Below are 18918 nucleotides of genomic sequence, written 5' to 3'. Positions count from 1 at the left end.
GAAGGGGCCGGGACGCGTGCACCGCGCCCCGGCCCCTCCCGGCATGTCTATCCGCATCTCCGTTCCACGTTAGGACCCTTCCGTGACACCCCGCCCCGTGCTTATTGACCATGACGTCGAGACACCGCTGCCCGACGGCACCATCCTGCGCTCCACCGTGTACCGACCCGCGGACGGAGAACCCTGCCCGGTCCTGCTGACCAGGACGCCGTACGGCAGGGACCTTGCCGTCAATTCCGCCTACCTGAACCCGGCGACGGTCGCCGCCGCGGGCTACGTGGTGATCCTGCAGGACTGCCGCGGGCGCTTCGGTTCCGGCGGAACGTTCGACCCCTCCGTCAATGAGGCGTCCGACGGCGCCAGCACAGTCGAGTGGGCAGCGCGGCTGCCGTACTCCAACGGCGTGGTGGGCATGTGGGGGCGGTCATACTTCGCCGAAACCCAGTGGCGCGCGGCCTCGCGCCGGCCCGCCGGGCTGGCCGCGTTGGCCCCCGGCATCTCCGCAGGAGCCAACGCAAACAACGGCTCCCTCTACCGCGGCGGCGCGTTCGAGCTCGGCAGCCGCCTCACGTGGGGCCATGCCTCCATCGCCGCCAATGAGCTGCTCCGGGAGTTCCCCGATGACCCCGAGCTCCGGGCCAAGGAAATGGAATCGTGGCTGGACCTCGACCGTTCGTTTTCCGACGCCACGGCCTTCGGCACACTGCCGCTCCGGGACTTGTCCCCAAGGCTCGGCACCTTCATGAGGCGCCACGTCCTGCCCTCGGCCGGAGAAAACCCGGGGAGCGGCTTCACGCGCGTGTGGGACGCCGCGTCGGCCGCGCCGGTGGACATGCCCACCCTGCACATCGGCGGCTGGTTCGACATCTTTGCCCCGAGCACGCTCGCGCAGTACCGGATGCAGCTCGAGCACAGCCACGCCAATCCCGAGGCCTCGCCGCGGCTCATCATCGGCCCGTGGACCCACACCAACTTCTCCGGGGTCTACCCGGAGGTCAGCTTCGGGCTCAACGCGGCCGCCGGCGTGATGAACGGCCTCGGCGATCTGTCCGGACTCCAGACGGCCTGGTTCGATGCCGTCCTCAAGGGCGATCCCGACGGGCTGCGCCAAGTGCCGCCGGTCCTGCTGTACGTCATGGGGGAAAACCGGTGGCACGGCTTCGAGGAACTTCCGGCCCCGTCCCGGCAGCGCTCGTGGTTCCTGGGCGCCGGCGGGTCCCTCGGGGATGTGCCGGGCGCCGCCGGGCAGGAAAGCTACGCCTACGATCCCCTCGACCCCGTCCCGACGGCGGGCGGGGCCACCATGATCCACGGCTCCGTCCCGGCAGGGCCGGCGCACCAGCAGGCCGTCGAGGCGCGCGACGACGTCCTGACCTTCACGACGGCGCCGTTCGACGCACCTGTGACCATCTTCGGCGAGGTCAGCGCCACCTTCTTCGCCGCGTCCTCCGCCGTCGACACCGATTTCGTGGTGCGCCTCTGCCGGGTCACCCCGGACGGCACGTCCCTGGGCCTGGCCGATGGGATCATCCGTGCGTCCTGGCGGGACAGCTACGCAGGCAACGGGCTCTGGGAGCCCGGCCACGAGCCCTCCCCGATCGAACCCGGTAAGCCGTATGAATACACCGTCAGTCTCTGGCAGACGGCGTACACCTTTGCGCCCGGTGAGCGGCTCCGTGTGCAGATCACGTCCAGCTGCTATCCGCGCTGGGACCGGAACCTCAACACGGGCAAGCTCGCCTACGACTCCGCCGAGACAATCGTTGCCCGGCAGTCCGTCCTGTTCGGCGAGGGCCACCCGAGCCGGCTGACGGCCGGCATCCTGTCCCGGCCCCTCCTCCGGCACCGCCGGGACTGCCATTCCCTCCCGGGCTTTCCTTCCTGACGGAGGTGTCCGTGAGCGTCGGGGAGCCGGTGGAGGTCGGGCCCACGCCGGAGGGCCACCGCCGAATGGTTCCTATCACCGGCGGAACCGTCCGAGGGTCTTCCCTCAACGGGCGCGTCCTGCCCGGCGGCGCCGACTACCAGTTCCTCCGCGGCCCCACCCTGACGGAACTCGACGCCCGGTACGTGCTGGAAACCGACGACGGCCACCGGATCTTCGTGCACAACACGGCACTCCGGCACGGCTCGGCCCGGAACATCGAACTGCTGAACTCCGGCGTCGCCGTCGACCCGTCCCTGATCTACTTCCGCTGCTGGCCGCGGCTCACCACCGCCTCCCCCGCCCTGGACTGGCTGAACACGCGCCTTACGCTCGGGACGGGCGTCCGGCAGCCCGGCCAGGTGGTCATCAGCATCTTCACTGTCGACTAACGGGCCGCGGGGATTAGCGGCCGCCGGCCTCGCCGGGCACAAGGAAAGCCGGAGGCTGCGTCACCGCAGCCTCCGGCTTCGTGCTGTCCGCCGGGAGCCCCGCCCTCTGTCAGACGTGGCCGGGCGTGAGTTTCCGCAGATCGGCCTTCCGGATTTTGCCGCTCGCCGTCCTCGGCATTTCCGCCACGAACACCACCGACTTGGGGATTTTGTATCGCGCGAGCCTGCCCTCCAGATGCGAGCGCAGCTGCTCTTCCGTGAGCCGTGCGCCCTCCCGCAGCAGCACCACGGCCCGCGGCACCTCGCCCCACTTCTCGTCCGCCACGCCGATCACCGCGACACTTCCGACGGCCTCGAGTTCGGCGATCGCCTGCTCCACCTCGGCCGGGTAGATGTTCTCCCCGCCGGAGATGATCATGTCCTTGAGCCGGTCGGAGATGAACACGAAGCCGTCCGGGTCCTTGTAGCCCATGTCGCCGGACTTGAACCAGCCGTCGGCGGTGTAGGAATCCGCGGAGGCCTCGGGTCGGTTCCAGTACTGGTGGATGACGTTGGGACCCTTGATCTGGATCTCCCCCACTGTTCCGGGCGCGGCCGGGCCGGCCTCCGGATCCAGAGGATCGGACACCCTGACCTCGGTGAAGAAATGCGGCAGCCCCGAGGACCCCGCCTTGTCCCGGGACCTGGCCGCCGGCAACGTGGTGGCGCCCGGCGCCGTCTCGGTCATGCCGTAGCCGTTGGAGAAGCGCAGCCCCCGCCGTTCGTAGGCTTCCAGGACCCGCAGGGGCACAGCGGACCCGCCGCACGTCAGTTTGTTCAGCGAGCTGAGGTCCGTGGCGTCCCAGTCCGGGTGCTCGCACAGCATCTGGTACGTGGTGGGCACCCCGCTGATGGTCGTCGCGCGGTGCCGCTCGATCAGCTCCAGCGTCCGGCGGGGATCGAACTTGGCTTCCAGGACCACCGTGCCGCCCTTGAGGAGCGTGGGCAGGACGCCCATGTCGAGGGAGGCGACGTGAAACATCGGCGAGATCATGAGGGCCACATCCGTGGAGGCAAAGTCGAAGTCGACCAGCACATTGACGCAGTTCCACGTGATGTTGCCGTGCGTCAGGAGCGCACCCTTGGGGTTTCCGGTGGTTCCGGAGGTGTAGAGGATCATGGCGGCGTCCTCGAGACCCACGGGCTCGTCCGGCGGCAGCGCCGCCCCGGAGGCGATCACGGCCTCAAACGCCTCCAGGGTGGTTCCGCCGTCGGGCCCTGTCTTCCCGGGAACTGTCGTGCCGGGCACCGCTGAATCGTCGACGACGATCCGCCCCCCCACCGCGGTTCCCACCGAGCCGCGATCCGCGAGTTCCGCGAGCGCCGCCGAGTGGACCAGCAGGACGGCGCCGCTGTCCCGGAGCTGGAACTGGATTTCGGGCGGCGCGAGCCGGGTGTTCAGCGGGACGAAGACCGCCCCGGCCAGGCCGGCGGCGAACAGAGTCTCCAGGAAGGAGGGATCGTTTTCGCCGAGGTAGGCCACGCGGTCGCCCTTGGCCACGCCGCGGTCCCGGAGGGCGTTGGCGAGCCGGGCGGACCGGTCCGCGAGTTCGACGTAGCTGAGCTCCCTGTCCCCGGTGATGACGGCGGTCTTGGTGCCCGACTTCGGGCGGCGCCGTTGCAGCCACGAGCCGATGCCAAAATTCTCCACGGCAAATCCTTTCTAGTTAGACGGTAGTACGCGGGGACCGGGTTAGGACCGGACAGTCTGCAGATCGTTGTTCTTCGGCTCGCGGGTCAGCAGGATGAAGACGATCGACACGACGGACATGATGGCCAGGTACCAGACCACGGCGGCGGTGTTCTGGCCGGAATCCTTGAATATCTGTGCCACGATGCCCGGCGTGAATCCGGCCCCGAGGAGGGTGGCGAGCTGGTAGCCCAGCGAGGCGCCGGTGTAGCGCGAGGTGGTGCCGAACTGCTCGGACACGAAGGCCGCGAGCGGGCCGAACAGGGTGGAGTGGATCATGAGGCCGATTGCGAAGGCCACGAAGATCAGCCCGATGTTGTTCGAGGACAGGAGCTGGAACATCGGCGTGAGGTAGAGGATGAAGAGCACCAGGCCGCCGATCATCACGGGCCGCCGGCCCAGCTTGTCGGAGAGCCGGCCGCCCATGATCACGAACGCGATGGACACGAAGGAAGCTGCGGCAAAGGCATAGAGCACGCCCTGCCGGTCCGCGCCCTTGGACACGGCATAGGTCACGGAGAACGTCGCCAGCACCACTTGGAGTGCGAACCCCGCGGCGCCGGCCAGCATGGTGAAGATCAGCGTCTTGGGCCGGCGCAGGACCTGCAGGAGCGGAATCTCGCGGCGCACCGGCGCACCGCCCGGGACTGTGCCCGGCGCCGTCTCGGCCTTTGCCCGTTCGGCCTGCTCCTGCTCCAGTGCCGCCTTGAAGATGGGGCTTTCGGTGACCTTGAGCCGGACAAACATGCCGACGCCCAGCAGGACGAAGGACAGCAGGAACGGCACGCGCCATCCCCAGGCCAGGAACTGGTCATTGGGCAGGGCCGCGAAGGCACCCATGACAAGGGTTCCCAGGACCGCGCCGGTGGGGGCGCCGGCGTTGACGAACGAGGCCGCGAAGCCGCGCTTGCCCGACTCCGAGTGCTCAAGCGCCATGAGCGCGGCGCCGCCCCACTCCCCGCCCACGGCAATGCCCTGGCAGACGCGGAGGAACACGAGCATCACGGCGCCCCAGGCTCCGGCCACCGCGGCGCCGGGCACCAGCCCGATCAGGGTGGAGGCGATGCCCATGACCAGCATCGAGATGATCAGCATGTTTTTGCGGCCCAGCCGGTCGCCGAAGTGGCCGAAGATGATGCCGCCGAGGGGCCGCGCCACGTAGCCTGCGGCGAAGGTGCCGTAGGCGGCCACCACCCCCACCCACTCGTCCATGCCGGTGAAGAACACCTTCGGGAAGACCACGGCGGCGGCCGTGGCGTAGAGCAGGAAGTCGTAATACTCAATGGTGCTGCCGAGATAGCTGGAGGCGATAACGGTCCGTGCTTCACGGCGACGCGTACCCGCGTCCAGGGCCTGCAACTGCGAAATTTGGGACATCGTTGTTCCTTTAAGTGCAGAGGAATGGGGTGCAGAGGAATGGGACGGAGAGTGGTGTGGCGGCCGTAGCGGCTTACTTGTAGAAGCGGGCGAGGAACTCCGCGACGACGGCGGGGCGTTCCTGGCCTTCGATCTCGATCGTGTTGGCGACCTTGATCTGGGCGCCTCCCTTGACTTCGGTGACCTCGGCGATGGTGGCCCGCATGCGGATGCGCGAGCCCACCTTGACCGGGGAGGTGAACCGGACCTTGTCGAGGCCGTAGTTGACCTTGATGGTGACGCCCTCGACGTCGAACAGCTCGCCCCAGAACGGGATGATAAGCGAGAGGGTGAGGAAGCCGTGGGCGATCGGGGCGCCGAAGGGGCCGTCCTTGGCGCGTTCCGGATCCACGTGGATCCACTGGTCATCACCGGTGGCATCGGCGAACTTGTTGATCTGTTCCTGGGTGATTTCGCGGTAGTCGGTGACACCGAGGTCGGTGCCGGCGAGGGTGAGCAGTTTGTCGAAGTCGACGACGAGGTTGGGCATCTTTGGCTCCTGTGCTGATGGGGATGGGTTGATGGATGACGGCGGCGCGGTCAGCGTGTAAAGGCGCCTTCGCCGGTGAGGGCGCGGCCGACGATCAGGGCGTTGATTTCGTGGGTGCCTTCGTAGGAGTAGACGGCCTCGGCGTCGGCATGGAACCTGGCGACGTCGGTGTCCAGCGTGATGCCGTTGCCGCCCACCACTTCGCGCGCGAGCGCCACGGTCTCGCGCATCAGCAGGGACGTCTGCATCTTGGCCAGGGCGGAGTCCTGGTCGCGGTAGATGCCCTTGTCCTGCTGTTCGGTCAGCCGGACCACCAGGGAGAGCGAGGACGTGAGGTTGCCGAGCATCCGGGCGAGCTTTTCCTGGACCAGCTGGAAGGAGCCCACCGGACGGCCGAACTGCTGCCGCTGGGTGACGTATCCGAGCGCGGCTTCGAAGGCTCCGGCCTGGATGCCCGTGGCGATCCACGCGACGTCCGAGCGCATGGCCCGCAGCATCGCGGCCACGTCCTTGAAGGAGTTCACGTTGTGCAGCCGCCTGGCCTCGGGAACCCGCACGGCGTCGAGCGTGATGTGGGCATTCTGCATCATCCGCAGCGCCGTCTTGCGGTGGATCTTCTCCAGGGTCACGCCGGCCGCGTCGCGGTCCACGAGGAAGGCCTTGACCTGCCCGTCGGCCGTGTCGCGGGCGAACACCGCCAGAACGTCGGCCGTGGCGGCGCCGCCGATCCAGCGCTTGGCGCCGTCCAGGACCCAGGTGTCGCCGTCCGGACCGGTCTCCCGGCGGGCGGTGGTCGCTAGACCGCCGGCGATGTCCGAGCCGGATTCCGGCTCGGTCAGCGAGAAGACGCCCTTGAGCGAGAAGTCGATGACCTTGGGCATCCACTCGGCCTGCTGTTCCGCGGAGGCGCCGACCCTGATGGCGGTCCGGAACAACCCGGCCTGGGCGGTGTAAAAGGTGGCCAGCGAGGCGTCCGTCCGGGCGAGTTCGAAGATCCGGAAACCCTGGTAGATCCCCCGGGCGGGCCTGTCGGTCGTGAGCTCGGCGGGCTCCATGAGGTCCAGTTCGATCAGCGGCCGCGCCAGCTGGTCCGGAAACTCGCCGCGTTCCCAGTAGTCGGCCAGCAGCGGCTTCGCCTTCTCATCGAGGAAGGCCCGCAGCCTGCCGAGCACGCGGCGCTCGTCCGCGGTGAGGAGGGACTCGGCATCGTAGTAGTCGCAGACGCCGTAGAGCCTGGTCTGGTTTTCGGTCGTCGCTGACATCTCAGCTTCCCAGCCCGAGCAGGCGGACGGCGTTGTCCTTGAGGATCCTGGGCCGCACCTCGTCCTTGAGCGGAAGGTCGGCGAAGGCGCCCAGCCATTTCTGCGGCGTGATCAGCGGGAAGTCCGTGCCGAACAGGACCTTGTCTTGCAGGACCGAGTTGGCCATCCGGACCAGGGACTCCGGGAAGTACTTCGGGGACCAGCCGGAGAGGTCGATGAACACGTTGGACTTGTGCGTGGCGATCGAGTTGGCCTCGTCCTGCCACGGCACCGAGGGGTGGGCCATGATGATCTGCAGTTCCGGGAAGTCCGCGGCCACGGCGTCGAGCAGGAGCGGGTTGGAGTAGGCCAGCTTGATGCCGTACCCGCCGGGGAGCCCGGCGCCCATGCCGTTCTGGCCCGTGTGGAAAATGGCCGGCAGGCGCAGTTCCTGCAGGGTTTCCCAGAGCGGGTAGAACTGCTCGTTAGAGGGGTCGAAGCCCTGCAGGCTCGGGTGGAACTTGAACCCGCGCGCGCCGAGGTCGATTGCCTGGTGCTTGGCGCCCTGGATGGCCTCGGCGCCGGTGCGCGGGTCCACGCTGCCGAACGGGATCAGGACGTCGTTGTTCCGTGCCGCCCCTGCAATAAGCTCCGGGATGCTGTTGGGCTCGTGCTTGAGCTGGGTCCGGGCGTCGACGGTGAAGACGACGGCGGCCATGTTCAGTTCGCGGTAGACCTCGGCGATCCGGTCCAGCGACGGGGTCCGGTCCTCGGCCTTGAAGTACTTGGCGGAGGCTTCCGTGAGTGCCGGCGGCAGGGATTCGTGGCCGTGGCCGTCCACTTCGAGATGGACGTGCATGTCGATCGCATCCAGCGAGGCGGCGTCGATGCCCAGTTCATAGCGCTGCGCGGACATGGCTAGCCGACCTTCGCCGGCGCAGCGGGCTCGGGCTGAGCCGTTGCTGGCTGCAGTTCCTCCGGCAGCGGCAGGAACTCTTCGCCGACGCTCTGCAGCTTGTCGCCGAAGAGCTTCCCGAAGTTCTCCACGAGATCCTGGTAGCCCCAGCCGCCCTCGCGGTATTCGGTCGCGGCGGCCTCGGGGTGGGTCCAGAGCTGCAGCCGGTCGCCGCCGGCGCCGATCGCCTGGCCGGTGATTCCCGCGGCCGCGTCGGAGGCGAGGAACGCCACGAGGCCGGCGACGTCGTCGGCCGTGCCGAACCCGAGGTCGTGGCGGAAGAACGCCGGCATGGCCTCGCCGCGCTCGTCGGCCTCGACGGCCTTCTGGAAGTACGGGACGGTTTTGGTCATGGCGGTGGCGGCCACGGGGATGACGGCGTTGGCCGTGACGCCGGCTTTCTTCATTTCCAGGGCCCACGTGCGGACCATGCCCACGATGCCGGCCTTGGCGGCGGCGTAGTTGGTCTGGCCGAAGTTGCCGCGCTGGCCGGTCGGTGAACCGATGGTGATGATGCGGCCGGCAATGCCGTTCTCCTTGAAGTAGCCGAAGGCTTCCCGGGCGCAGGTGAAGGTGCCCTTGAGGTGGACGTTGATCACGGCGTCGAAGTCCTCGTCCGTCATCTTCAGCAGGCTCTTGTCCCGCAGGATGCCGGCGTTGGTGACCAGGATGTCCAGCCGGCCGAACTCCGTAACGGCTGCCTGCACGAGCTGTTTGGCCACCTCGGAACTGCCCACCGGGGCAACGACGGCGGCGGCCCGGCCGCCGTCGGACTCAATAACCCGGACCGCTTCGGCAGCCACCGCAGCGTCGACATCATTGATAACGACGGCGGCGCCCTGGCGGGCCAACTCCCGGGCGTAGGCCAGGCCGAGGCCCCGTCCGCTTCCGGTGACGATTGCTACTTTTCCTGACAGGCTCATTGCCGCTCCTTTGCTAGCTGCCGCGTGCATCCGACCCTGCGGCGTGGGATGCTGGTCTGCATCCATGTAAATATGGATAGTTGAAAAAGTCAATGATTTATTTTTTGGACCATTGGAGTTGGCATGCCGACAGAAGTTGACGACGCGCCGGGCACCGTCCCGGCAGAGAAGCTCATGGCGGCAACCATCAGCCGGGATGCAGGCTTCCTCCTGGCCAAGCTGCATGCCGCGGGTTCGGTCCTGAACAACCGCGCGCTGGCCGGATTCGGCCTCAAGGAGCGCTCCTATTCGGTGCTGGCCCTGGCCACCAGTGAGCTGGAGCCCACCCAGCGGGAGATGGCCGAATTCCTCAGCCTGGATCCCAGCCAGATCGTCGCGTTGATTGATGAGCTGGAGAAGCGCGGCCTGGTGATCCGCGCGCCCGGAAAACAGGACCGGCGCGCCAAGATCGTCTCCGCGACCGTGGAAGGCGCGGCGGTCTTCCGGCAAGCCGAGGCTGCGGCACGGGAGGCGGAATCCGCAGCCCTGGCCGGCCTCAGCGACACCGAGATCGCAGCCCTCAAGGGGCTGCTGCGCAAGGCTTTGTGGGGGCCGGCGGCCTGATCCGCCCCGCACGGCGCGCGCCCATTCGCCCGGGCGCCGGAATCCGCAATCGGACGCGCTGAATCCACCCCTTGCCGCCCCTTGCCAGGTTGCTATTCAGTGTTACTATCTAGTGGTAGTCAGTAACACCGAGTAGCTGTAGGGAGGGTTCCATGGGCAAGCAGATGACCGAAATGCTCAAGGGCACGCTCGAGGGCATCGTCCTCGCGATCCTGGCCGCGCAGCCGGCATACGGCTACGAGATCACGGCGCGGCTGCGCGAGCAGGGCTTCTCCGACATCGTCGAGGGCACCGTCTATGCGCTGCTGGTCAGGATCGAGCAGCGCGGCCTCGTGGACGTGGCGAAGGTCCCGTCCGAGAAAGGGCCGCCCCGCAAGGTCTATTCCCTCAACGCACTGGGCGGCGAGTACCTCGAAGAGTTCTGGAGGACTTGGAGCTTCCTCCAAATGCGGATCGAACAGCTCCACCACGACATAGAACACCCACAAAGCGAAGGGGAGTAACCATGGCCGCAGGATGGATCGAAAAGATCACGGGATCATTCGAGGACAAGAAGCGCTGGCGCCGGTACAAGGATCGAAAAGAACAACTCCCCGCCAGCTATCGAACCGCAATCGACGGACTCGAGCGCTACTTCATGTACGCCGGGTCCATCGTCAAGGGCGATGTGCTCCTGCAGATGCTCGAGGACCTCGCAGACCTGATCGAGCGGGCCGCCGTCGACGGCACCCCCATCCGCGACATCGTCGGGGATGACCCGGTGGAGTTCGCAGACACCTTCATCCAGAACTACTCCGACGGCCAGTGGATCAACAAGGAGCGCAAGCGCCTGACCGACGCCATCGATCAGGCCGCCGCCGACGGCGTGTGAACGCACCGGGAACGGAGAACCGGATATGACCACCGGGCAGGCCCTCGAACCCGCGATCCGGGTGCAGGGCATCGAGAAATCATTCAAGGACCTGCACGTTCTGCGGGGCGTCGACTTCACCGTGAGTGCGGGGAGCATCTTCGCGTTGCTCGGTTCGAACGGTGCGGGCAAGACCACGCTGGTGCGGATCCTGTCAACGCTGCTGAACACCGACGCCGGCACCGCGACGGTTCACGGCTTCGACGTCGCCGCGAAGCCCGGCGACGTGCGCGAGTCGATCAGCCTGACCGGCCAGTTCGCCGCGGTCGATGAAGTGCTCACCGGTCGGGAAAACCTCGTGCTGATCGCCAAGTTGCGTCATCTGACAAACCCGGGTGCGATCGCTGACACACTGCTCGACCGCTTCGCACTTACCGAAGCAGGACACCGCAAGGCGTCGACATACTCCGGCGGCATGCGCCGCCGACTCGACATTGCGATGAGCCTGATCGGGAACCCGCCGGTCGTCTTCCTCGACGAACCGACGACCGGGCTCGACCCCCAGGCACGCATCGAGGTGTGGCAGACCGTCAAGCAACTTGCCGGTCAGGGCACGACGGTACTGCTCACCACGCAGTACCTCGACGAGGCCGAAAAGCTCGCCGACCGCATCGCGATCCTGCATGAAGGCAGGATCATCCAGAACGGGACCCTCAGCGAACTCAAGCAACTCCTCCCGCCCGCCACGGTCGAGTACGTCGAGAAGCAGCCCTCCCTCGAGGACGTCTTCCTCGCCCTCGTCGGCGCCACCGGCGGCGACCGCACCGACGACGACCGCACCAACGACCCGGTCCCGGCACGAAAGACACCCCGATGACCACCCGCGTCCTTGGCGACACCGGCGTCCTGACCGGCCGCTCGCTGCGCCACATCCTCCGCAGCCCGGACACGATCATGACCACCACCGTCACCCCGATCGCGCTGATGCTGCTGTTCGTGTACGTATTCGGCGGCGCGATTAACACCGGATCCGGCGAGTCGTACGTCAACTACATGCTCCCCGGCATCCTGCTCATCACGATCGCGTCCGGCGTCGCGTACACCGCCTACCGGTTGTTCCTCGATATGCAGGGCGGTATCTTCGAACGCTTTCAGTCCATGCCGATCGCAAGGTCAAGCGTGCTCTGGGCGCACGTGCTCACATCCCTGGCAGCCAACCTTGTCGCGGTCGCGATCGTCATCGGCGTCGCGCTGATCATGGGGTTTCGGACCGGCGCCTCCGTGGCCAGCTGGCTCGCCGTCGCTGGCATCCTGATCCTGTTCACCCTCGCACTGACCTGGATCGCCGTCATCGCAGGGCTGTCCGCGAAGAGCGTCGACGGCGCGAGCGCGTTCAGCTACCCGCTGATCTTTCTGCCGTTCATCAGCTCGGCGTTCGTACCCACCGACTCGATGCCCGGCCCGGTCGCCTGGTTCGCCGAGAACCAGCCGGTGACCTCCATCGTGAACACCATCCGAGCCTTGCTCGCCCAGGAACCCAGTGGCAGCGACATCTGGATCGCCCTCGCCTGGCTCGTCGGCATTCTCGTTGTCGCCTACGCCTTCGCGATCGCCATCTACCGTCGCAGGATCAGCTGAGGCCGGGCGCTGGCGGTCCCGGAATGCCGCGCCGGTTCAGGACCACCACCATTACCTCTGAGGACCGGGCCCCGGCCGCGTAGTTCTTCCTCCACCGGGGCCGGCCCGCCTGATTGACCCAGCTTTCGGGGGGAGGCCACAGCCCGCCACGCGCTTTGACTATGCCGGTTGAGATAGCGTTGGGACAGGAGGAGCCATGACCGTTCGGAGCGCCGGCATTCTGCTCTACCGGCTGGGCAGCACGCCCGGACCCGGCAGCGCTTCCCCGCACACCGGTGCCCCGAAAAACGGCAGCGCTTCTCCGCTGGAGGTCTGGATCGCCCACATGGGCGGACCGTTCTGGGCCGGCAAGGACGCCCACGCCTGGTCCGTCCCCAAGGGCGAATACCCCGCCGGCGAGGACCCGCTGGAGGCCGCGCACCGGGAGTTCGCGGAGGAAATAGGCACCCCTGCACCCCCGGCCGACTACCACCGGCTCGGCGACTTCCGGCAGCCTTCCGGCAAGGTCATCACGGTCTACGCGGCCGAATCGGACTTTCAGCCCGACCGCATCGTGAGCAACACCTTCACCCTGGAGTGGGCCAAGGGATCCGGCGCCCTCCGCAGCTTCCCCGAGATCGACCACGCCGAATGGGCCACGGAAGAACAAGCCAGGGACCGGCTGGTGAAGGGCCAACTGCCGATCCTCGACGCGCTCCTCCGGCACCTCGGACTCGGCGTGGCACCAGCGGGGGAGCTAAATCCGACGGAATCTCAATGATGTTGTCAACGGATATTGGTGTGCCGCTCCGGCGTCCCGGATGCCTTCTGGCATGGGACCACGTACGCCATACCCGGGGCGGGGACAATCCCCTGCTGTGCCTGCAGCGCTGACCGGGTAGCGACAGCCGCCTAAGCCGCGTTGTCCGGGTTGTGCCCACTGGCGGGCAGGTGGAGCCCTCCGCACTACTGCTGCCCTACCTTTCAGAAGCTTGACCTTCGCATTGTCGAGTTGGCCGCTAAACCATTTACCTCGTTGGATGTGGGTCCGCACCGTAACCGCGTTGTCGCGCCACGCGACCGGGTCCCAGATTTGAAACAAATGCATTTTCCTGACAAGTTGTCGGAAAGATGCCGACAGCTTGTCAGCAACTTCATACTTTCCGCCCCCGCAACCTAGGACTGCCAATGTTCCTTGCACTCCGCGAATTGATCTTCGCGCGTGGCCGCTTCAGCCTGATGGGCGGTGTCATTGCACTCATCGCCGTACTGATGGTGATGCTCTCCGGCCTTTCCTCGGGCCTCGTCAACGATGGCGTGTCCGGCCTCAAGTCGATGCCCGTGACCACTATCGCCTTCGACCAGGGCACCAAGACCGACAACGCCTTCTCCCGCTCCGTGATCGATGACCAGCAGCTCAGCGCCTGGCGCGGCGTCGAGGGCGTGGCCGCCGCCGAGAAGATGGGCGTCGGTATGGCCAATGCCACGACCGATTCCGGCAAGCAGATTGACCTCACGCTCTTCGGCATCGAGCCTGGATCCTTCCTGGAACCGTCCCGCTCAGCAGGCACCGGCCTCGGAGATCCTGACGGCATTGTCGTGTCGTCGACCGCGAAGGCTGAAGGCATCGACCTCGGCACGGTCGTGACGCTGGACCGGATCGGCACGAAGCTTAGAGTTGTTGGCTTCACCGATGGGCAGGCCACGTTCGGACACGTCGAGGTGGCCTACCTGCCCCTGAAAACCTGGCAGCTGATCGCCTCCGGCCAGGCCGCCGCCGGAGCCCCGAGCGCCGAGCGCCTGTCCGCAGTCAAATTTGATACCGCCAGCGTTGTTGCCGTCCAGGCCCAGCCCGGCGCCAGGCTGGACCTTGCCGCCGGCGACACTGCCGCCGGAACGACCAGCAAGTCCCTGTCCGCTGCCTTCAACGCATCTCCCGGCTATGAGGCCGAGACCATGACCCTGAGCATGATCCAGGTCTTCCTCTACGCGATCTGCGCTCTAGTGGTCGGCGCGTTCTTCACCGTGTGGACGATCCAGCGCAAGCACGAAATTTCGGTCCTGCGGGCCATCGGAGCCTCAACGGGGTACCTGCTGCGGGATGGACTGGCCCAGGCCGCCATCCTATTGGTGGGATTCACCGCGCTGGGCGTGGCCGCCGGCCTGGGACTCGGCGCCGCCATGCCGGACGCTATGCCGTTCGCTCTCGAGGCCGCACCGATCGCCATCGCCACGGCTCTCACCATCGGGCTGGGCCTGATCGGTGCCACCGTGGCCGTGGTGCGCATTTCCCGGATCGACCCGCTCAACGCCCTCGGAGGACAGCGATGACCAGCTCCACCTTTCCCGCAGCCGGGGCAAGCCGTGCCGACGCACCGCAGGCCGCCGGCCTGTCCATCCGCCACGCGGTGATGGAACTCGGCGACGGCGACACCCGGGTGACAGCCCTCGATGACGTCAGCCTCGATGTTGCCCCAGGCGAGTTCCTCGCCGTCGTCGGGCCGTCCGGTTCCGGCAAGTCTTCACTCCTCGCCGTCGCCGGCGCCCTGGCATCCCCGGATTCCGGAACGGTCACGGTCAACGGCCAGGACCTTTCCCAACTGAGCCAGGGCAAACGCGCTGCGTTCCGGCTGTCCAATATCGGCTTCGTCTTCCAGTCCGGCAACCTCATCCCCGCACTGACCGCGGCGGACCAGCTCCGCCTGGTCAACCGGCTCGCGGGCGGCCCGAAGACCTTCGACCCGGTTCCCCTACTGGATTCCGTCGGCATGGCCCACCGTGCGACCAACCGTCCCGGCCAGCTCTCCGGCGGCGAACGCCAGCGCGTCGGCATCGCACGGGCACTCGTCTCCGGGGCGAAACTCCTTCTCGTGGACGAACCGACCGCGTCCCTGGACCGGGCGCGCAGCCGCGAAGTCGTGGAACTCCTCGCACGTCAAAGCCACGAGCACGGCGTCGCAACCGTCATGGTCACCCACGACCACGACGTCCTCGGCTACTGCGACCGCATCGTCGAAATGGTGGACGGCCGCTTAGGGGCCCCGGCCCCGGTCCGCTAACACACCCGACCCCGGGCGCGAGACGGCGACCCCCTCAGCACGCCGCCGTCTCGCGCCGTACTCTTGATGCGTACGTCAGCCAGCGTCAAAGGATCCCCGCAATGCCCAGAATCAGTGCCGCCACCGTCGCGGAACACCGCGCCGCACAAGAACGCGCACTACTGGACGCTGCCCACGAACTCCTACAAGAAACCTCCGAAGCGCCCACCATGGCCGACGTGGCCTTGCGGGCCGGACTCTCACGTCCCAGTGTCTACCAGTACTTCGGCTCCCGCCAGGACCTCCTCCAGGCGCTGGTCCGCGACATCTTTCCGCGCTGGACCGAGCGCGTCACCGGCGCCATGGCCGATGCCCCCACCAAAGCCGACCGCATACTGGCCTACGCCACAGCCAACGTGGACCTTGTCGCCGAAGGAGCCCACGCCGTGGGTTCGGCGCTGGCCGCGCTGGCCCCGGGGGCCGAACTCGACGAGCAAGCCACCCGCATGCATCGCCAGCTTCAGGAACCGCTCATCGAGACGCTCACAGAACTCGGGGTTCCGGACCCCGAGTCGCTGGCAGAGATGATCAACTCCGTCGTCCACGCCGGCACCCGCATGCTCGAATCCGGGCAAACGCTGGAACAAGTCCACTCCCACCTCAGCACGCTGCTCGGTCCCTTCGTGACAGCACGCCAAAACTCCGAAGGCACCCGCATTTAGGTCTCTTCGACCGCACCCTCATGGGTTCTTGTGTCCTTTGCTGAGGATTCCGTGACCGGAGGCGGCTCAGGTGACCGGCCAGTCCCCCGTCCCCCGTTGTTTTTCGCTGCTGGCGGAGCAGCGGGCACGTACGATCCTGAGGACAGCTTCCGAAGGACGGGAGCATGACAGAAGCCGATAGGTAATTGACAATTTCTGTAACACGACGAGGGCCTCCGCTAGCCAAGAGGGCCGGGATCGTTCATGCTTAGCTATGACCTCAATGCCGAGCCAGTACCGGATCATCGCGGTATGCACCGGAAACATCTGCCGGTCCCCGATGGCCGAACTCATGCTGGCGGAGGCATTCCGTGCCGAGCGCCTCACCCGGGCGGTGGTGGATTCCGCAGGAACCACCGCGTATGAGGCCGGCCGGCCCATCGATCCCCGGGCCGCGCGCAAACTCACCTCCCAGAACATAGCCTCGGACCGCCACGTGGCGCGCGAATGGCGCCCTGAATGGTTCGTCAGCCGCGAGCTGATCCTGGCCCTCGACGTCGACCACTACGGCTGGCTCCGGCAGGCGGCACCGGACCGCGAGTCGCTGGCCAAAATCCGCATGCTGCGCAGCTTCGACCCCGCGGTGGCGGACAAGGACCCGCTGGAGCAGGGCATCGAGGACCCGTGGTACGGCGGCCACACCGACTTCGACACCACCTGGAACCTCATCCGGGCCTCCGTTCCGGGGATCGTGGAGCACGTCCGCACCGAGCTTCAGCGCCGGGACGGGCACCATCACGGCAGTGATCAACCCAATGCACAGCAGCGGGTACGCTCTATTTCATGAGCCCCGCACCCGTCATCATCGCAATCGACGGGCGGTCCGGCTCCGGCAAGACCACCCTGGCCATCGAGCTGGCGGCGCGCCTCCGGGAACACCACAAAGTCTCGCTCTTCCACCTGGAGGACATCTACCCCGGCTGGAACGGGCTGGCGGCCGGCATTGAACGTTACGTCACCACAGTGCTGTCGCCCTTGCGTCGCGGGGAGGCCGCGGAGTGGGTCAGCTGGAACTGGGAGCGGCACTACGACGGCGAAGTCCGCACCACGCGCCCGGCCGAAATTGTCCTGGTGGAGGGCGTCGGCGCCGGCGCCGCAGCGGCACGCCCGCTGCTGGACGCGGTGATCTGGGCCGATTCTTCCGACTCCGACCGCCGGGCCCGGGCGCTGGCCCGGGACGGCGAGACCTATGAACCGTTCTGGGACCAGTGGGCAGCCCAGGAAGATCAGTGGCTGGCGGCTGACGACGTCCCGGCCCGCGCCGATGTGCACGTGCTGAACCGTGCGGACGGCGCCGCCCCCGACGACGTCCTGCAGGCCCTTCAATACCTTCCGGCCGTCGCGCCCGCGCTGCTGCCCGAACTCGCCATCCGACGCGCCCTGCAGTTGCGGGCTGAACGAATCGACGCCGAGCCTGACGCCGCGCAACTGTTCGATGCGCTCTTCGGCGGCTCAGCCAACGCCGTGTGGCTCGACTCCTCGCTGGATCCGGCGGGCCTCGCCCCGGAGGCTGCGGAACGGAGCCGCTTCAGCATCCTGGCCGACGACGGCGGCCGCTTCGGCCAGGCGGTCCGGCACAGTTCCGGCCTGACCCGCGTCAGCGCGGGCCAGGCCACGGCGACCACCGACGGCCCGTTCTTCCGCTGGCTCGACGGCGTCTGGGGTCGCCGGGCGCTCCGGGCCCCCGAAGACTATCCGTGCGGGTTCACCTTGGGCTGGCTCGGGTACCTGGGCTACGAACTCAAGCGCGAAACCGGCGGCACCGACGTCGCGTCCCCCACCCCGGACGCCTGCCTGATCTTCGCCGGCCGCGCCGTAGTCCTGGACCATGCCGAGGGCACGGCCTGGCTGCTGGCCCTGGACACGCCCGACGCCGACGACTGGCTGAGGACCGCCCGCGGGGCCGTGGCCGCCGCAGCGGCGCCCGGTTCCGGAGTGTCCGGCTCCAGAGTGTCCGGCTCCAGTGGATCCGCGGCACTTCGTTCGACCGCGCCTCAGCTCGCCTCGCCGCAGTTCACGGCCCGAGACGCGGAAGCCGGCTACAAGGCCAAGGTCGCCGAGGCCCAGCGGGAGATCGCGGAAGGCAATACCTACGAGGTCTGCCTGACCACCGCGCTCACCGCGGCCACATCCGCGGTCCCGCACCGCGTAGGCCCGGACGGCCTGGATCCGTGGCAGACCTATCTGGAGCTCCGGCGCCGTAACCCGGCTCCCTTCGCCAGCTATCTGCGGTTCGACGGCCTCGCCGTGGCGAGCACATCTCCGGAGCGTTTCCTGCAGATTGCCGCGGACGGCAGGATGCGGGCCGAGCCGATCAAGGGGACGCGCGGCCGGGATGCGGACCCGGGTGCGGACGCGGCCCTGCGGCAGGAACTGGAGACCTCGGCGAAGGACCGCGCGGAAAACATCATGATCGTGGACCTGCTGCGCAATGACTTGAGCCATTTCGCCGTCCCGGGTTCGGTGGCCGTCAGCCGGCTGTGCGCGATCGAAAGCTACGCCACGGTGCACCAGATGGTGAGCACCATCGACGCTCAGCTCCGGCCCGGAATGCCGCGGGCCGAGGCTGTCGCCGCCTGCTTCCCTGCCGGTTCGATGACCGGCGCCCCGAAAGTCAGCACCATGGCCATCCTGGACCGGCTGGAGGCCGCCCCGCGCGGCGTGTACTCCGGGGCGATCGGCTATTTCTCCCTAAACGGGGCCGCCGACCTCGCCGTGGCGATCCGGACCCTGGTGGTCCGGGCCCTCGGCGACGGAACGGCGGTACTGAGTCTCGGCGTCGGCGGTGCCGTCACCGCAGATTCGTCCCCGCAGGAGGAATACGAGGAAATCCGGACCAAAGCATTCGGGGTCCTCTCGGCGCTCGGCACCGAGTTTCCCCGAGGCTGAGTTCCGCGAGGACCGAGTTTCCCCGAAGCTGAGTTCCGCCAGATCTGACGTCCCTGGACGCTGGACGGCACCACACAGCAGTTCCAGCAA

General features: G+C 67.5%; 19 protein-coding genes. 13 read left to right on the top strand and 6 right to left on the bottom strand.

All coding sequences use genetic code 11. The features are described from left to right. Positions 1-82: 82 nt before the first annotated feature. Both ACVWZ7_RS12805 and ACVWZ7_RS12800 read left to right on the top strand, forming a co-directional pair. Positions 83-1885 carry a CocE/NonD family hydrolase gene (locus ACVWZ7_RS12805; protein ID WP_456508050.1) on the top strand — a complete coding sequence of 601 codons (1803 nt, stop codon included), beginning with the start codon at positions 83-85 and terminating at the stop codon, positions 1883-1885. A gap of 11 nt (positions 1886-1896) precedes the next feature. Continuing rightward, a complete protein-coding gene (locus tag ACVWZ7_RS12800; RefSeq protein WP_456508049.1) occupies positions 1897-2316 on the top strand; it encodes a DUF3237 domain-containing protein in 420 nt (139 codons plus the stop codon). Between the two features lie 109 nt (positions 2317-2425). Here the strand turns inward: ACVWZ7_RS12800 and ACVWZ7_RS12795 are convergent, their stop codons facing one another. The 6 genes from ACVWZ7_RS12795 to ACVWZ7_RS12770 form a co-directional block, all read right to left on the bottom strand. Next, positions 2426-4006 carry an acyl-CoA synthetase gene (locus ACVWZ7_RS12795; protein ID WP_456508048.1) on the bottom strand — a complete coding sequence of 527 codons (1581 nt, stop codon included), beginning with the start codon at positions 4004-4006 and terminating at the stop codon, positions 2426-2428. A gap of 42 nt (positions 4007-4048) precedes the next feature. Further along, positions 4049-5422: an MFS transporter gene (locus ACVWZ7_RS12790; protein ID WP_344360767.1), complete on the bottom strand. Its 1374-nt coding sequence runs from the start codon at positions 5420-5422 to the stop codon at positions 4049-4051. A gap of 73 nt (positions 5423-5495) precedes the next feature. After that, positions 5496-5951, bottom strand: coding sequence for a MaoC family dehydratase (locus ACVWZ7_RS12785; protein WP_456508047.1), 456 nt, complete (start codon positions 5949-5951; stop codon positions 5496-5498). 50 nt (positions 5952-6001) lie between these two features. After that, entirely contained in the window at positions 6002-7213 is a 1212-nt protein-coding gene (locus tag ACVWZ7_RS12780) for an acyl-CoA dehydrogenase family protein (protein ID WP_456508046.1), read from the bottom strand. A 1-nt stretch (position 7214) separates the two neighbouring features. Next, positions 7215-8108: an amidohydrolase family protein gene (locus ACVWZ7_RS12775; protein ID WP_456508045.1), complete on the bottom strand. Its 894-nt coding sequence runs from the start codon at positions 8106-8108 to the stop codon at positions 7215-7217. A 2-nt stretch (positions 8109-8110) separates the two neighbouring features. Then, positions 8111-9070: an SDR family NAD(P)-dependent oxidoreductase gene (locus ACVWZ7_RS12770; RefSeq protein WP_456508044.1), complete on the bottom strand. Its 960-nt coding sequence runs from the start codon at positions 9068-9070 to the stop codon at positions 8111-8113. 123 nt (positions 9071-9193) lie between these two features. Here ACVWZ7_RS12770 and ACVWZ7_RS12765 point away from each other — a divergent pair, with 123 nt between their 5' ends. The 11 genes from ACVWZ7_RS12765 to ACVWZ7_RS12715 all read left to right on the top strand — a co-directional run bounded on the left by ACVWZ7_RS12765 (position 9194) and on the right by ACVWZ7_RS12715 (position 18828). Further along, positions 9194-9673, top strand: coding sequence for a MarR family winged helix-turn-helix transcriptional regulator (locus tag ACVWZ7_RS12765; RefSeq protein WP_116767866.1), 480 nt, complete (start codon positions 9194-9196; stop codon positions 9671-9673). Positions 9674-9825: 152 nt separating this feature from the next. Then, positions 9826-10176 (top strand): PadR family transcriptional regulator, encoded by a 351-nt coding sequence (locus ACVWZ7_RS12760; RefSeq protein ID WP_116767867.1) that lies wholly within the window; start codon positions 9826-9828, stop codon positions 10174-10176. A gap of 2 nt (positions 10177-10178) precedes the next feature. Then, positions 10179-10544 (top strand): DUF1048 domain-containing protein, encoded by a 366-nt coding sequence (locus tag ACVWZ7_RS12755; RefSeq protein ID WP_456508043.1) that lies wholly within the window; start codon positions 10179-10181, stop codon positions 10542-10544. A gap of 25 nt (positions 10545-10569) precedes the next feature. Then, positions 10570-11400: an ABC transporter ATP-binding protein gene (locus ACVWZ7_RS12750; RefSeq protein WP_456508042.1), complete on the top strand. Its 831-nt coding sequence runs from the start codon at positions 10570-10572 to the stop codon at positions 11398-11400. Beyond that, complete coding sequence (locus tag ACVWZ7_RS12745) at positions 11397-12161, top strand: ABC transporter permease (RefSeq protein ID WP_456508041.1); 765 nt, start codon at positions 11397-11399, stop codon at positions 12159-12161. The genes ACVWZ7_RS12750 and ACVWZ7_RS12745 overlap by 4 nt, the downstream gene beginning before the upstream one ends. A 196-nt stretch (positions 12162-12357) precedes the next feature. Continuing rightward, the gene (locus ACVWZ7_RS12740) at positions 12358-12921 is read left to right on the top strand and encodes an NUDIX domain-containing protein (RefSeq protein WP_456508040.1); all 564 of its coding nucleotides are present in this window, start codon (positions 12358-12360) and stop codon (positions 12919-12921) included. A gap of 407 nt (positions 12922-13328) precedes the next feature. Next, the gene (locus ACVWZ7_RS12735) at positions 13329-14471 is read left to right on the top strand and encodes an ABC transporter permease (RefSeq protein ID WP_456508039.1); all 1143 of its coding nucleotides are present in this window, start codon (positions 13329-13331) and stop codon (positions 14469-14471) included. Continuing rightward, entirely contained in the window at positions 14468-15199 is a 732-nt protein-coding gene (locus tag ACVWZ7_RS12730; protein ID WP_456508038.1) for an ABC transporter ATP-binding protein, read from the top strand. Before ACVWZ7_RS12735 ends, ACVWZ7_RS12730 begins: the two co-directional genes overlap by 4 nt. Positions 15200-15300: 101 nt before the next feature. Next, the gene (locus ACVWZ7_RS12725) at positions 15301-15900 is read left to right on the top strand and encodes a TetR/AcrR family transcriptional regulator (RefSeq protein ID WP_344360738.1); all 600 of its coding nucleotides are present in this window, start codon (positions 15301-15303) and stop codon (positions 15898-15900) included. A 253-nt stretch (positions 15901-16153) separates the two neighbouring features. Continuing rightward, positions 16154-16726 (top strand): low molecular weight protein-tyrosine-phosphatase, encoded by a 573-nt coding sequence (locus ACVWZ7_RS12720; RefSeq protein WP_344360735.1) that lies wholly within the window; start codon positions 16154-16156, stop codon positions 16724-16726. Continuing rightward, on the top strand, positions 16723-18828 hold the full coding sequence (locus ACVWZ7_RS12715; protein WP_456508037.1) for a chorismate-binding protein: 2106 nt from the start codon (positions 16723-16725) through the stop codon (positions 18826-18828). Before ACVWZ7_RS12720 ends, ACVWZ7_RS12715 begins: the two co-directional genes overlap by 4 nt. Positions 18829-18918: the final 90 nt, after the last annotated feature.

This window comes from Arthrobacter sp. TE12232, from assembly GCF_054062615.1.
This window is presented reverse-complemented; position numbering and strand designations above follow the sequence as displayed.

What these genes read in the sequence shown, in the direction of transcription:
- ACVWZ7_RS12790 (WP_344360767.1), bottom strand. Translation starts at nt 5,422, where the DNA reads ATGTCCCAAATTTCGCAGTTGCAGGCCCTGGACGCGGGTACGCGTCGC.
- ACVWZ7_RS12785 (WP_456508047.1), bottom strand. Translation starts at nt 5,951, where the DNA reads ATGCCCAACCTCGTCGTCGACTTCGACAAACTGCTCACCCTCGCCGGC.
- ACVWZ7_RS12780 (WP_456508046.1), bottom strand. Translation starts at nt 7,213, where the DNA reads ATGTCAGCGACGACCGAAAACCAGACCAGGCTCTACGGCGTCTGCGAC.
- ACVWZ7_RS12775 (WP_456508045.1), bottom strand. Translation starts at nt 8,108, where the DNA reads ATGTCCGCGCAGCGCTATGAACTGGGCATCGACGCCGCCTCGCTGGAT.
- ACVWZ7_RS12770 (WP_456508044.1), bottom strand. Translation starts at nt 9,070, where the DNA reads ATGAGCCTGTCAGGAAAAGTAGCAATCGTCACCGGAAGCGGACGGGGC.
- ACVWZ7_RS12765 (WP_116767866.1), top strand. Translation starts at nt 9,194, where the DNA reads ATGCCGACAGAAGTTGACGACGCGCCGGGCACCGTCCCGGCAGAGAAG.
- ACVWZ7_RS12760 (WP_116767867.1), top strand. Translation starts at nt 9,826, where the DNA reads ATGGGCAAGCAGATGACCGAAATGCTCAAGGGCACGCTCGAGGGCATC.
- ACVWZ7_RS12755 (WP_456508043.1), top strand. Translation starts at nt 10,179, where the DNA reads ATGGCCGCAGGATGGATCGAAAAGATCACGGGATCATTCGAGGACAAG.
- ACVWZ7_RS12750 (WP_456508042.1), top strand. Translation starts at nt 10,570, where the DNA reads ATGACCACCGGGCAGGCCCTCGAACCCGCGATCCGGGTGCAGGGCATC.
- ACVWZ7_RS12745 (WP_456508041.1), top strand. Translation starts at nt 11,397, where the DNA reads ATGACCACCCGCGTCCTTGGCGACACCGGCGTCCTGACCGGCCGCTCG.
- ACVWZ7_RS12740 (WP_456508040.1), top strand. Translation starts at nt 12,358, where the DNA reads ATGACCGTTCGGAGCGCCGGCATTCTGCTCTACCGGCTGGGCAGCACG.
- ACVWZ7_RS12735 (WP_456508039.1), top strand. Translation starts at nt 13,329, where the DNA reads ATGTTCCTTGCACTCCGCGAATTGATCTTCGCGCGTGGCCGCTTCAGC.
- ACVWZ7_RS12730 (WP_456508038.1), top strand. Translation starts at nt 14,468, where the DNA reads ATGACCAGCTCCACCTTTCCCGCAGCCGGGGCAAGCCGTGCCGACGCA.
- ACVWZ7_RS12725 (WP_344360738.1), top strand. Translation starts at nt 15,301, where the DNA reads ATGCCCAGAATCAGTGCCGCCACCGTCGCGGAACACCGCGCCGCACAA.
- ACVWZ7_RS12720 (WP_344360735.1), top strand. Translation starts at nt 16,154, where the DNA reads ATGACCTCAATGCCGAGCCAGTACCGGATCATCGCGGTATGCACCGGA.
- ACVWZ7_RS12715 (WP_456508037.1), top strand. Translation starts at nt 16,723, where the DNA reads ATGAGCCCCGCACCCGTCATCATCGCAATCGACGGGCGGTCCGGCTCC.